The organism is Streptomyces cinerochromogenes (assembly GCF_014648635.1).
Taxonomy (GTDB): domain Bacteria; phylum Actinomycetota; class Actinomycetes; order Streptomycetales; family Streptomycetaceae; genus Streptomyces; species Streptomyces cinerochromogenes.
The window spans coordinates 1-15,219 of the sequence record NZ_BMRM01000040.1 but is presented as its reverse complement, the minus strand read 5'-3'; the positions used below and the strand labels follow the sequence as shown (position 1 = coordinate 15,219).

The 15,219-nt window shown below is 74.1% G+C and carries 2 protein-coding genes; both read left to right on the top strand.

Going from position 1 to position 15,219, the window contains the following annotated elements; translation table 11 throughout:
* Window positions 1-2,891: type I polyketide synthase (locus IEZ20_RS40540; RefSeq protein WP_268253099.1), on the top strand; the 2,891-nt coding region annotated here is incomplete at its 5' end.
* 46 nt (window positions 2,892-2,937) lie between these two features.
* On the top strand, window positions 2,938-15,219 hold a 12,282-nt coding region (locus IEZ20_RS39120), incomplete at its 3' end, for a type I polyketide synthase (protein WP_189307860.1).

Sequence of the window (15,219 nt, the reverse complement as noted above, 5' to 3'; positions counted from 1 at the left end):
AGCTGTTCGTCCGCGGCGCGCGGGTCGACTGGGCGGCGGTCCTGCCGAAGGGTGCCACCGAGGCCCAGGTGGACCTGCCGACGTATGCCTTCGAGCACCGTCACTACTGGCTCCAGACGGCACCGGCCACGGACGCGGTCGCGCTCGGTCAGAGTACGGCCGACCATCCGCTGCTCGGTGCGGTCGTGGAGGTTCCGGAGACGGGCGGTCTGCTGTGCACGTCGCGGTTGTCGCTGCGTACGCATCCGTGGCTGGCGGACCACGCGGTGGGCGGGGTGGTGCTGGTGCCCGGTACCGGGCTGGTCGAACTCGCGGTGCGTGCCGGTGACCAGGCCGGCTGCGGGGTGCTGGACGAACTGGTCATCGAGGCCCCGCTGGTCGTGCCCGAGCAGGGCGGTGTCCGGGTCCAGGTCGCCGTCGGAGGACCGGACGACAGCGGTTCGCGGACCGTGGCCGTCTACTCGGCCCGCGAGAACACCGCCGGCGAGATCGGCACCGATACCTGGACCCGCCACGCCACCGGAACCGTGACCCCCTCGGCGGCGGACACCCCCGCCTTCGACACCACCGTCTGGCCCCCGGCCGGCGCCGAACCGGTCGGCCTCGACACCGCCTCCTTCTACGCCGACCTGGCGAGCCACGGCTACGCCTACGGCCCCGCGTTCCAGGGCCTGCGCGCGGTGTGGCGGCGCGGTGAGGAGATCTTCGCCGAGGTCACCCTGCCGGACGAGCAGCGCGACGAGGCGACCCGGTTCGGCCTCCACCCCGCCCTGCTGGACGCCGCCCTGCACACCGACGCCTTCGCCCAGCCCGACGACGGACACAACGTCCTGCCGTTCGCCTGGAACGGCCTGGTCCTGCACGCCGCCGGCGCCTCCGCCCTGCGGGTGCGGATCGCCCCGCGCGGCACCGACGTCCTGTCCCTCGTGGCGGCCGACGAGAACGGCGGACTCGTCCTCACCGTCGACTCGGTGACCTTCCGCCCGGTGGACGTCGGACAGCTCGACGCCGCCGCGACGGCCGACCAGGGCCGCGACGCCCTGTTCGCCGTCGACTGGACCGAACTGACCACACCCGCCGAGACCCCGGCGCTCACCTGGCAGCGGGTCACCACCGCCGCCGAGGTGACCGCGCTGAAGGACGAGGTCCCGCAGGCCGCCGTCCTGGAACTGCACGGCACCGGCGACGACGACGGCGACGGCACCGAGGCCCTCACCCGGACCACCGCCGCCCTGGAGGTCCTCCAGGCGTGGCTCGCCGACACCGAGTTCGAGGACGCGCGGCTGCTGGTGGTGACCCGGGGCGCGGTGCCCGCGGGCGGCGCCGCCACGGTCACCGACGCGGCCGGCGCGGCGGTCTGGGGCCTGGTCCGCGCGGCCCAGGCCGAGAACCCCGACCGGATCGTCCTGCTCGACCTGGACCCGGCCGCCGACACCCCCTCCGACGACCTCGTCGCCCCGGTCCTCGCCTCCGGCGAGCCGCAGGTGGCGGTGCGCGGCGAGGTGCTGTCGGTGCCGCGCCTGGTGCGGGCGGCCGAGAGCGAGCCGACGGTGGCGTTCCGTCCCGAGGGCACGGTCCTCGTCACCGGCGGCACCGGCTCGCTGGGCGCGCTGGTGGCCCGGCACCTGGTCGAACGGCACGGCGTACGGCACCTCGTGCTGGCCGGCCGACGCGGACCGGACGCCGAGGGCGCCGCGGAACTCGCGGACGAACTGGCCGAGCTGGGCGCCGAGTCGGTGTCCCTGGTCGCCGCGGACGTCTCCGACCGCACGGCGGTGGCGGAGCTGCTGGACTCCGTCCCGGCGGAGCACCCCCTGACCGGTGTGATCCACACCGCCGGTGTCCTGGACGACGGCGTGATCAGCGCCCTCACCCCCGAACGCCTCGCCCGCGTCTTCGCCCCCAAGGTGAGCGCGGTACGGCACCTGGACGAGCTGACCCGCGGCCTGGACCTGACGGCGTTCGCCGTCTTCTCCTCCGCCTCCGGCCTGTTCGGCTCGGCCGGCCAGGGCAACTACGCCGCCGCCAACGCCTACCTCGACGCGGTCGCCCACCAGCGCCGGGCGGCCGGACTGCCCGCCACCTCGCTCGCCTGGGGCCTGTGGGAGCAGACCCGTGGCATGACCGCCCACCTGGGCGCCGCCGACCAGGCCCGGATGAGCCGGGGCGGCGTCCTGCCCATCGGCCCCGCCGAGGGCATGCGACTCCTGGACGCGGCCCTGGACACCGCGGAGGCCCTCCTGGTCCCCATCAAGCTCGACCTGCGGGCCCTGCGCGCCGACGCCACGGCCGGACGCGCCGTGCAGCCCCTGCTGCGCGGCCTGGTCCGCACCGGCCGCCAGCCGGTCCGCGCCACGGCCGGGGACGGCACCGGCGGACTCACCCGCCGGCTCGCCGCACTCGCCCCGCAGGAGCAGGAGGCACTGCTCCTGGACCTCGTCCGCGGCCACGTCGCGACCGTCCTCGGCCACGCCGGGGCCGAGCAGGTCGGTCCCGAGACGGCGTTCAAGGACGCCGGTTTCGACTCGCTCACCTCCGTCGAACTGCGCAACCGGCTCCGCGAGACCACAGGCCTCAAACTCGCCGCCACCGTCGTGTTCGACTACCCGAACCCGCTCGCTCTGGCCCGCCACCTCCACGCGGAACTGGGCACCACCAACGACGCCCTGTCGCTGGTGCACGAAAAGATCGAGGACATCGAGTCACTGATCGCCGGACTGCTTTCCGACGAGTCCAAGAAGGCCGACATCGTGCTTCGCCTCCAGGGCCTGGTCGCGAAGTGCAACGGAGCCGTCGAGGAGACCGAGGGTTCCGCCGTGGCGGACCAGCTGGAATCCGCCTCCGCCGATGAAGTCCTCGACTTCATCAACGACGAACTCGGAATCGTCTGACCGTCACGTTGTCGCGGACCGTCAAACCCTCGGTGAGGAATGGAAGATGGCCACAGAGCAGGAACTCCTCAAGTACCTCAAGCGCGTCACGACCGAACTGCACGACCTGCGCCGGCAGGTCCGGCGGAGCGCGGACGAGCCGGTCGCGATCGTCGGCATGGCCTGCCGGCTGCCCGGCGGCGTGACGACGCCGGAGGAGCTGTGGCGCCTGGTCGCCGAGGGCCGGGACGCCGTGTCCGACTTCCCCGCCGACCGCGGCTGGGACCTGGACGCCCTGTTCGACGACGACCCGGACAAGACGGGCACCACCTACGCCCGCCAGGGCGGATTCCTGCGGGACGCCGGCCTGTTCGACGCCGAGTTCTTCGGGATCTCCCCGCGTGAGGCGCTGGCGATGGACCCGCAGCAGCGCCTGCTGCTGGAGACGTCCTGGGAGGCACTCGAACAGGCCGGCATCGACCCGCTCTCCCTGAAGGGCGCGGACGTCGGCGTCTTCAACGGCATCATGGGCGTCGACTACTTCTTCGGCGGCAACCTCCCCGCGGAACTGGAGGGCTACGCCGGCACCGGCGGTGCGGGCAGCGTCGCATCCGGCCGCATCTCCTACGTCTTCGGCTTCGAAGGCCCCGCCGTCACCGTCGACACCGCCTGCTCCTCCTCCCTCGTCGCGATCCACCTCGCCGCCCAGGCCCTGCGGCGCGGCGAGTGCTCGATGGCCCTCGCCGGCGGAGCCACCGTCATGGCCACCCCGCACACCTTCGTCGACTTCTCCCGGCAGCGGGGTCTGGCCTCGGACGGCCGCTGCAAGTCCTACGCCGACGCGGCCGACGGCACGGGCTGGGCCGAGGGCGCCGGAGTCGTCGTACTGGAGCGGCTGTCGGAGGCGCAGCGCAAGGGTCACCGGGTCCTGGCGGTGGTGCGGGGCAGCGCGGTGAACCAGGACGGCGCGTCCAACGGCCTCACCGCCCCCAACGGTCCGTCGCAGCAGCGGGTGATCCGCAAGGCGCTGGCGGCGGCCGGCCTGACCCCGGCGGACGTCGACGCGGTGGAGGGCCACGGCACGGGCACCGTCCTCGGCGACCCCATCGAGGCGCAGGCGCTCCTCGCCACCTACGGCCAGGACCGCGAACAGCCGCTGTACCTGGGCTCCTTGAAGTCCAACGTCGGTCACACGCAGGCCGCCGCCGGTGTCGCCGGCGTCATCAAGATGGTGCAGGCCCTGCGCCACGGCATCCTGCCCGCCACCCTGCACGCCGACGAACCCAGCACCCGCGTCGACTGGGACGCCGGCGCCGTCCGGCTCCTCCACCGGACCAGCCCCTGGCCGGAGATCGACCGGCTCCGCCGGGTGGGCGTGTCCGGCTTCGGCGTCAGCGGCACCAACGCCCACGTGATCCTGGAGCAGGCACCGGAGGAACCCGCCACCGAGCCGACGGCACCGGCACCGGCCGACGATGTCGTGCCGGTGGTCGTGTCCGCCCGGAGCGCCGGTGCGCTGGCGGGGCAGGCGGGGCGACTGGCCGCCTTCGTCGGCGACAGCGACACCCCGCTGGCGGCCGTCGCCGGGGCCCTGGTCTCGCAGCGGGCCCTGCTGCCCGAGCGGGCCGTGATCGTCACCGGGTCGCGGGAGGAGGCGGCGGCCGGGCTGAGGGCACTGGCCGAGGGGGAGAGCGCCCCTTCGGTGGTCACGGGCACGGGGGCCGACGGGAAGACGGTGTTCGTGTTCCCGGGACAGGGCTCGCAACGCGTGGGTATGGGCCGCGAGTTGTATACCGCGTATCCGGTCTTCGCGCAGGCGTTGGACGAGGCCTGCGCCGCCCTGGACGGGCAGCTCGACCTGGATCACTCGGTCAGGGACGTGGTCTTCGGTGACGCGGGTGACGGTCTGCTGGACCAGACGGTGTTCACCCAGGCCGGGCTGTTCGCGGTGGAGTCGGCGTTGTTCCGGCTGGTGGAGTCCTGGGGTGTACGGCCGGACGTGCTGGCCGGGCACTCCATCGGCGAGGTCGTCGCCGCGCATGTGGCCGGGGTGCTGTCGCTGGAGGACGCGGCGACGCTGGTCGCGGCGCGCGGCCGGCTGATGCAGGCCCTGGCACCGGGCGGCGCGATGGTCGCGGTGGCCGCGACCGAGGCGGAGATCACCGACCACCTCGGTGACGGTGTGGACTTGGCGGCGGTGAACGCGCCCGGTTCGATGGTCCTGTCCGGTGACGAGGCGGCTGTGCTGGCGGTGGCGGAGAAGCTGCGCGAGCAGGGCCGCCGGGTCAAGCGGCTGACCGTCTCGCACGCTTTCCACTCGGTGCTGATGGAGCCGATGCTGGCCGACTTCGCGCAGGCTCTGTCGGGGCTGACGTGGAACGAGCCGGTGGTCCCGGTCGTGTCGAACGTGACCGGAGAGCTGGCCGAGCCGGGCCAGTTGACCGACCCGGCCTACTGGGTCGAGCACGTCCGTCGTCCCGTCCGTTTCGCGGACGGTATCAAGGCCTCCGGCGGATCGGTGTTCCTGGAACTGGGCCCCGGCGGCGCCCTGACCGGTGCCATCGCGGAGTCCGCGGGCGAGGACGCGGTGAGCGTGCCCGCCCTGCGCGACGAGCGTGGCGAGGCGGAGACGCTGCTGCTGTCCGTAGCGGAGCTGTTCGTGCGCGGTGCGCAGGTGGAGTGGGCGGCCCTGCTCCCCGAGGGCGCCACCGACGTTCATGTGGACCTGCCGACGTACGCCTTCGACCACCAGCACTACTGGCTGCGCATGACGGAGTCGGTGGTCGACGCGGCGGCCCTGGGGCTGGCCGGTGCCGGGCACCCGCTGCTGGGCGCGGTGGTGCCGTTGCCGCAGTCGGACGGGCTGGTCCTCACCTCGCGGCTGTCCCTGCGCACGCATCCCTGGCTGGCGGACCATGCCGTCGGGGGAGTGGTGGTCGTGCCCGGTGCCGGGCTGGTGGAGCTGGCCGTGCGGGCCGGTGACGAGGTCGGCTGCGGAGTGCTGGACGAACTGGTCGTCGAGGCACCGCTGATCGTTCCCGAACAGGGCGCCGTACGCGTCCAGATCACCGTCGGCGGACCGGACGGGACCGGTGCCCGGAGCGTGGAGGTGTACGCGGCCCCCGACGACACCGCCGAGGCGGGCGGGCCGGTCACCTGGACCCGGCACGCCACCGGAATCCTCGCGCCGGCGGCCGGCACCGCCGCGACCGGCGGCTTCGACTTCACCGCCTGGCCGCCGCCCGGCGCACAGCGGGCCGGCACGGACGAGCTGTACGCCGAGCTGATCGCCCACGGCCACGCCTACGGCCCCCTCTTCCAGGGCCTGCGCGGCCTGTGGCGGCGCGGAGACGAGCTGTTCGCCGAGGCCGCGCTGGCGGAGGAGGACCAGACCGAGGCCGACCGGTACGGCGTGCACCCGGCGCTGCTGGACGCCGTCCTGCACCCCGCCGTCCGGGAAGCCGTCGCCGGTGACGCCGCCCAGGTGTGGCAGCCGCTGGAATGGAACAAGGTCGTCCTGCACGCCACGGGTGCCACGGTGCTGCGCGCCCGGCTCGTACGGTCCGCCGCCGGCGTCGTGTCGGTCGAGGCCGCCGACGAGACCGGCGGCCCGGTCCTGACCGCGGACGCCGTGACCCTGCGGCCGGTCCCCGCGGAGCGCCTGGCGTCCTCGGACCTCACCCCCGGCGCCGCCGACGCGCTGTTCCGGGTGGAGTGGACCGAGCTGCCCGCCCCCCGGCCGGCCCGGACGGTACCGGACTGGATCGCGCTGACCGACGCGAGCGAGGTGACGGCGCTGACGGACGGCACCGAGCTGCCGTCCGCCGCCGTGCTCGACTGCGCCGCGGACGGCGTGGACGGTGTGGACGACACCGCCGCGCTGACGCTGACCAGCAGGACGCTGGCCGTCGTGCAGGCCTGGCTGGCCGAGCCCCGGCTCGAAGGCATGCGCCTCGTCGTACGGACCCGGGGTGCCGTGCCCGCGGGCGGGGACGCGGACGTGACCGACCCGGCCGCGGCGGCCGTCTGGGGCCTGATCCGTGTGGCCCAGGCGGAGAACCCGGACCGGATCGTCCTGCTCGACACGGACACGCCCGCCGGTACCGACGACGAGCCGCTGCTCGCCGCCGCACTGGCCGCCGGCGAACCCCAGATCGCCGTACGCGGCACCCGCCTGTTCGCGCCGAGGCTCGCCCGCCCCGAGCAGCAGGACGTGCCGGTCGCGTTCGACCCGGCCGGGGCGGTCCTGGTCACGGGCGGCACCGGCTCCCTGGGAGCCCTGGTCGCCCGGCACCTGGTGGAGCGGCACGGGGTACGGCATCTGGTGCTGGCCAGTCGGCGGGGTCCGGCGGCCGAGGGCGCCGAGGAACTGGTGGCCGGGCTGTCGGAACTGGGTGCCGAGTCGGTGTCCGTGGTGGCGTGCGACGTGTCGGACCGGGAGTCCGTGGCCGAGCTGCTGACCTCGGTGTCTGCGGAGCGTCCGCTGTCGGGTGTGGTGCACACGGCGGGTGTCCTGGACGACGGTGTGATCGGTGCGTTGACGCCGGAGCGGCTGGCCGGGGTGTTCGCGCCGAAGGTCGGCGCGGTCGCGCACCTGGACGAGCTGACGCGCGAACTGGTCCCGGACCTGGGCGCGTTCGTGGTGTTCTCGTCGGCTGCCGGTGTGTTCGGCTCGGCGGGGCAGGGCAACTACGCGGCGGCGAACGCCTGTCTGGACGCTGTGATGCAGCGCCGGCGGGCCGCCGGGCTGCCGGGTGTGTCGCTGGCGTGGGGTCTGTGGGAGCAGGCCACCGGCATGACCGCCCACCTGAACGACGTCGACCAGGCCCGCATGAACCGCGGCGGATTCCAGGCGATCGCCCCCGACGAGGGCCTCGACCTCTTCGACGCGGCCCTGCACACCGGTGACAGCCTCCTCGTCCCGATCAAGCTGGACCTGAGGGCCATACGCGCCGAGGCCGCGGCAGGCGGCGAGATACCAGCCCTGCTGCGCACGCTGATCCCCCACAGCCGGCGCGCCGCCGCCCGGATCGCCGCCGGACGCGGCAGCGGCCTGGCCGGCCGGCTCGCGGGCCTGACCCCGGCCGAGCAGGAGGCCCTGCTGCTGGACCTGGTCCGCACCCACGTCGCGACCGTGCTCGGCCACAGCGGCCCCGAGAAGGTCAAGGCCGACAAGGCGTTCAAGGACGCCGGTTTCGACTCCCTCACCGCCGTCCAACTGCGCAACCGGCTCCGCGAGACCACCCGGCTCAGCCTCCCGGCCACCCTCGTGTACGACTACCCGACCCCGCTCGCCCTCGCCCGCTTCCTGCGCGACGAACTGGACGGAACGAACGGCAACGTCACCGGCGCGGCGGCCCCCACGGTCGTCGTGGCCGACCCGGACGAGCCGATCGCCGTCGTCGGCATGGCCTGCCGCCTGCCCGGCGGCGTCAACAGCCCCGAGGATCTGTGGCGGTTGGTGGCCGAGGGCCGCGACGCCATCTCCGGGTTCCCCGCCGACCGGGGCTGGGACGTGGACGACATCTTCGACACCGACCCCGACACCATCGGCACGTCCTACGTCGACCAGGGCGGCTTCCTCCACGAGGCGGGCCTGTTCGACGCCGGCTTCTTCGGGATCTCCCCGCGCGAGGCGCTGGCCATGGACCCGCAGCAGCGGCTCCTGCTGGAGACCTCCTGGGAAGCACTGGAACGGGCGGGCGTCGACCCGTCCGCGCTGAAGGGCACCGACGTCGGCGTGTTCTCCGGCGTCATGACCCAGGGCTACGGCATCGGCGGCGACATCCCGCCCGAGCTGGGCGGCTTCACGGCCACCGGCTCCGCGGTGAGCGTGGCCTCGGGCCGGGTCTCCTACGCCTTCGGCTTCGAGGGCCCCGCCGTCACCGTCGACACCGCCTGCTCCTCCTCCCTGGTCGCCATGCACCTCGCCGCACAGGCCCTGCGCGGCGGCGAGTGCTCCCTCGCGCTCGCCGGCGGCGCGACCATCATGGCGACCCCCGGCACCTTCGTGGAGTTCTCCCGGCAGCGGGCCCTCGCCCCCGACGGCCGCTGCAAGGCCTTCTCCTCCACCGCGGACGGCACCGGCTGGGCCGAGGGCGTCGGCGTGGTCGTCCTGGAACGCCTCTCGGAGGCACGCCGCAAGGGCCACCGCGTCCTCGCCGTGCTGCGCGGCAGCGCGATCAACCAGGACGGCGCCTCCAACGGCCTCACCGCCCCCAACGGCCCCTCCCAGCAGCGGGTGATCCGCCGCGCACTCGCGGCGGCCGGACTCACCGCGTCCGACGTCGACGCGGTGGAGGCCCACGGCACCGGCACCGCGCTCGGCGACCCCATCGAGGCCCAGGCACTCCTCGCCACCTACGGCCGTGACCGCGAAGAGCCCTTGTGGCTGGGCTCGGTGAAGTCCAACATCGGCCACACGCAGGCCGCCGCCGGTGTCGCCGGCGTCATCAAGATGGTCGAGGCCCTACGGCACGGCGTGCTCCCCCCGACCCTCCACGTGGCCGAACCCACCCCGCAGGTCGACTGGTCGGCCGGCGCCGTCGAACTGCTCACCGAGGCCCGGCAGTGGCCCGACACCGGCCGGCCGCGCCGCGTCGGCGTCTCCTCCTTCGGCCTCAGCGGCACCAACGCCCACCTCATCTTCGAGCAGGCCCCGGAACAGCCCGCCGCTCCCCGTGAGCCGCATGACGGAGTGGTACCGCTGGTGGTCTCGGCCGCGTCGGAGGCCGCGCTGATCGGCCAGGCCGAGCGGCTGGCCGCGTTCCTCGGTGACACGGACGCCTCGCCGGCGGAGGTCGCGGGGGCGCTCGCGGCCCGGCGGGCGGTGCTGTCGGAGCGGGCCGTGGTGGTCGCCGGGTCGCGGGACGAGGCGGTGGCCGGGCTGGCGGCGCTGGCGAACGGCGAGAGCAGTCCTGCCGTGGTGAGCGGTGGCGCGGGGGCTGCTGGGCGGACGGTGCTCGTGTTTCCGGGTCAGGGGTCGCAGTGGCTGGGGATGGGCCGGGAGTTGCTGGAGTCGTCGCCGGTGTTCGCGGAGCGGGTCGAGGAGTGTGCCCGGGCGTTGGAGCCGTGGGTGGACTGGGACTTGAAGGCCGTTCTGCGGGGTGATGTCGATCTGCTGGACCGGGTGGATGTGGTCCAGCCGGCGAGTTTCGCGGTGATGGTCGGTCTGGCGGCGGTGTGGGCGTCGGTGGGTGTCCTGCCGGATGCGGTGGTGGGTCACTCGCAGGGTGAGATCGCGGCGGCTTGTGTGGCGGGTGCGTTGTCGCTGGAGGACGCGGCCCGGATCGTCGCGGTTCGTAGTCAGGTGATCGCCGGGGAGTTGGCGGGCCGGGGCGGGATGGCGTCGGTGGCACTGTCCGAGGACGAGGCCGCCGCCCGGATCGCCGCCTGGGGCGGGCGCGTTGAGGTCGCGGCTGTCAACAGTCCCACCTCGGTGGTGGTCGCCGGTGACGCGGAGGCGCTGGACGAGGCGCTGGCCGTGCTGGAGGCCGACGGCGTCCGTGTCCGTCGCGTGGCGGTGGACTACGCCTCGCACACCCGTCATGTCGAGGCGATCGAGACCGCGTTGGCGGAGGCGTTCGCCGACATTCGCAGCCAGGCCCCGCTGGTGCCGTTCTTCTCGACGGTGACCGGTGAGTGGATCCGCGAGGCGGGCGTGCTCGACGGCGGCTACTGGTACCGGAACCTGCGCAGTCAGGTGCGTTTCGGTCCGGCGGTGGCTTCGTTGCTGGCCGAGGGTCACACGGTGTTCGTGGAGTCCAGTGCCCATCCGGTCCTCGTCCAGCCGGTCAACGAGATCGTGGACGAGGCGACGGTGGAGTCCGACACCGTCGTCACCGGGTCCCTGCGCCGTGAAGAGGGCGGTCTGCGGCGGCTGTTCGCGTCGATGGCCGCCGTGTTCGTCAAGGGCGTGGCCGTGGACTGGACGGGCGTCCTGCACGCCGGTGCCGACGGCGCGCAGGTGGACCTGCCGACGTACGCGTTCGACCACCGGCACTACTGGCTGAAGCCGACGCCCGCGGCGGACGCCGCCGCCCTCGGGCAGACCGGTACCGACCACCCCCTGCTCGGCGCTGTGGTCCAAGTACCGGAGACGGGAGGCGTGTTGTGCACGTCCCGGCTGTCTCTGCGCACGCACCCCTGGCTGGCGGACCACGCGGTCGGCGGCGCGGTGCTCGTGCCCGGTACCGGGCTGGTGGAGCTGGCCGTGCGAGCCGGTGACGAGGTGGGCTTCGGGGTACTGGAGGAACTGGTCATCGAGGCCCCGCTGGTGCTCCCGGAGCAGGGCGGGGTACGCGTCCAGGTCGCCGTCGGCGGTCCGGAGGAGACGGGGACCCGTACGGTCGCCGTGTACTCGGCACCCGAGGACGCCACCGGGGACATCGGCGTCGACGCCTGGACCCGGCACGCCACCGGCACCCTGACCGCGTCGGCAGCGGCCGACCCGGCCCCGCCGGTCGCCGACCTCGCCGTGTGGCCGCCCACCGGCGCACGGCAGGTGGACGTCTCCGGCGGCTACGAGCTGCTGGCCGCGGCCGGCTACGGCTACGGGCCGGTCTTCCAGGGCGTACGGGCCCTGTGGCGGCGCGGTGACGACCTCTTCGCCGAGGTCGCCCTGCCCGAGGACCAGCGGGCCGGCGCCGCCCGGTTCGGCATCCACCCGGCGCTGCTCGACGCCGCACTGCACCCCGCGATGCTGGATGTGGCGCTGGCCGACCCCGAGGGCGAGAACCGCACCGACGACGGCGACGGCGTCCACCTCCCGTTCGGCTGGAACGGGCTGAGCCTGCACGCGGTCGGCGCCTCGGCGCTGCGCGTACGCCTGACCCGGTCCGCGCCCGACTCCTTGTCCCTGGACGCGGCGGACGAGACCGGCGCACCGGTGCTCACGCTGCGCTCGCTGGTCTCCCGGGCCGTCTCCGCCGACCAGCTCGGCGCGGCGGCCGACGACAGCCGGCAGTCCCTGTTCCGCGTCGACTGGACGGAGCTGCCCGGCACCGCGGAACCGGGCACCGACCTGCCGCCCGCCTGGGTCCCGATCACCGAGCCCGCGCATGTCGCCGCGCTGACCGACGGCTCGGGCGTGCCCCCGGTGGTTGTGCTGGAAGCCGGCCGCACCGAGACGGCGGACGACGCGGCGGCACTGGCCGTGACCGGCCGGGTGCTGGAGATCGTCCAGGCCTGGCTGGCCGGACCCGGCCTCGAAGCAGCTCAGCTGGTCGTCGTCACCCGGGGTGCGGTGCCCGCCGGCGGGGAGCAGGCGGTGACTGATCCGGCCGCTGCGGCGGTCTGGGGTCTGGTACGGGTCGCGCAGGCGGAGAACCCTGACCGGATCGTTCTGCTGGATGTGTCCGACGGTGTGGAGGTGGAGTCGTCGCTGGCGGCGGTTCTGGCTGCTGGTGAGCCCCAGGTGGCGGTTCGCGATGACCGTTTGTTCGCGCCGAGGCTGGCGCGGACGGAGCCGGCCGGGGGACCGGTCGCTGTCGATGCGGCGGGGTCGGTGCTGGTCACGGGTGGTACGGGTGCGCTGGGTGCGTTGGTGGCGCGGCATCTGGTGGAGCGGTATGGGGTGCGGCACCTGGTGCTGGCGAGCCGGCGGGGTTCGGCGGCCGAGGGAGTTTCGGAGTTGGTGGCCGGGCTGTCGGAGTCGGGTGCGGAGTCGGTGTCCGTGGTGGCGTGCGACGTGTCGGACCGGGCGTCGGTGGCGGAGTTGCTGACTTCGGTGGTGGCGGAGCGCCCGTTGACGGGTGTGGTGCACACGGCGGGTGTGCTGGACGACGGTGTGTTCGGGGCGTTGACGCGTGAGAGGTTGGCCGGGGTGTTCGCGCCGAAGGTGGGCGCGGTGACGCATCTGGACGAGCTGACGCGTGAACTCGCGCCCGGTCTCGGCATGTTCGTTGTGTTCTCGTCGGCTGCGGGGGTGTTCGGTTCGGCGGGTCAGGGCAACTATGCGGCGGCGAACGCGTATCTGGACGCGGTGGTCCAGCGTCGCCGGGCCGCCGGGCTGCCGGGTGTGTCGCTGGCGTGGGGTCTGTGGGAGCAGGCCACCGGCATGACCGCCCACCTCGACACCGCCGACCAGGCCCGGGTGAGCCGGAGCCGCAGCCAGACCATCGCCACCGACGAGGGACTGGACCTCTTCGACGCGGCCCTGCGCGCCGGCGACCCCCTGCTCGTCCCGATCAAGCTGGACCTGCGGTCCCTGCGGGCCGACGCCACGGCCGGGCGTGGCCTACCGTCCCTGCTGCGCGGCTTGGTCAAGGTGCCCCGGCAGGCCGCACGGGCAGCCGCCGCCACCGACACCACCGGCGAACTCGCGCGGAAGCTCGCCGGGTTGGACGCGGCGGAGCAGGAGGCGCTGCTGCTGGACCTGGTGCGCACGCACGCGGCGACCGTGCTCGCGCACGCCGGCCCCGAGGGCATCAAGCCGGACACGGCGTTCCGTGACTCCGGGTTCGACTCGCTGACCTCGGTCGAACTGCGCAACCGGCTCCGTGACGCCACCGGCCTCAAGCTGCCCGCCACGGCCGTCTTCGACCACCCCACCCCCCTGGCCCTGGCCCGTCACCTGCACGGCGAGCTGGGCGAGACGACGGCGACCGTCCCGGCACCGGCGACGGCCCCCGCGCTCGCCGACCCGGACGAGCCGATCGCGATCGTCGGCATGGCCTGCCGCCTCCCCGGCGGCGTCAACAGCCCGGAGGAGCTGTGGCGGTTGGTGTCCGAGGGCCGCGACGCGATGTCCGGCTTCCCCGACGACCGCGGCTGGGACCTGGAGGGCCTGTTCGACGCCGACCCCGACAAGGCCGGCACGTCGTACGTCGACCAGGGCGGCTTCCTGCACGAGGCGGGCCTGTTCGACGCCGGCTTCTGGGGGATCTCCCCGCGTGAGGCGCTGGCGATGGATCCGCAGCAGCGGCTCCTCCTCGAAACGTCCTGGGAGGCCCTGGAGCGGGCCGGTATCGACCCGCTGTCGCTGAAGGGCACGGACGTCGGTGTCTTCTCCGGCCTGATGGGCCAGGGCTACGGCTCCGGCGGGGAAGTCCCCGCCGAGCTGGAGGGGTTCGTCACCACCGGCGCCGGCAGCAGTGTGGCCTCGGGCCGGGTGTCGTACGTCTTCGGCTTCGAGGGCCCCGCCGTCACCGTGGACACGGCCTGCTCCTCCTCCCTGGTCGCCATGCACCTCGCCGCCCAGGCCCTGCGCGGCGGCGAGTGCTCCCTGGCCCTGGCCAGCGGCGCGGCCGTCATGTCCAGCCCCGGCGCCTTCGTCCAGTTCTCCCGGCAGCGGGGTCTGGCCTCGGACGGACGCTGCAAGTCGTACGCCGACGCGGCCGACGGCACGGGCTGGGCCGAGGGCGCGGGTGTGGTCGTACTGGAGCGGCTGTCGGAGGCGCAGCGCAAGGGGCACCGGGTCCTGGCGGTGGTGCGGGGCAGCGCGGTGAACCAGGACGGCGCGTCCAACGGGCTGACGGCTCCGAACGGTCCGTCGCAGCAGCGGGTCATCCGCAAGGCGCTCGCCAACGCCGGGCTGACGACGGCGGACGTCGACGCGGTGGAGGGCCACGGCACCGGCACCGTCCTCGGCGACCCGATCGAGGCCCAGGCCCTGCTCGCCACCTACGGCAAGGGCCGCGATCCGGAACGGCCGCTCTGGCTCGGCTCGTTGAAGTCGAACATCGGCCACACCCAGGCCGCCTCCGGCGTGGCCGGCGTGATCAAGATGGTGGAGGCGATGCAGCACGGCATCCTGCCGCCCACCCTGCACGTCGACGCGCCGTCGTCCCAGGTGGACTGGACGTCCGGTGCCGTGGAACTCCTCACCGAGGCACGTGACTGGCCCGACACCGGACGCCCCCGCCGGGTCGGCGTCTCCTCCTTCGGCCTGAGCGGCACCAACGCCCACCTCATTCTGGAGCAGGCGCCGGAGGGCGCCGACACGCAGGAACCGGTCCTGCCGGCCGGTGGTGTGACGCCGCTCGTGCTGTCGGCCCGGAGCGCCGGTGCGCTGGCGGGGCAGGCGGGGCGACTGGCCGCCTTCGTCGGCGACAGCGACACCCCGCTGGCGGCCGTCGCGGGTGCGCTGGTGTCCCGGAGGGCGGTGCTGTCCGAGCGGGCCGTGATCGTCGCCGGGTCACCGGAGGAAGCGGTGGCCGCACTGGAGTCGGTGGCTGCCGGCGAACCCTCACCACTCGTGGTCACGGGCACGGGGACCGACGGGAAGACGGTGTTCGTGTTCCCGGGACAGGGCTCCCAACGGACCCGTATGGGCCGCGAGTTGTATGCCACGTATCCGGTCTTCGCGCAGGCGTTGGACGAGGCCTGCGCCGCCCTGGACGGGCAGCTC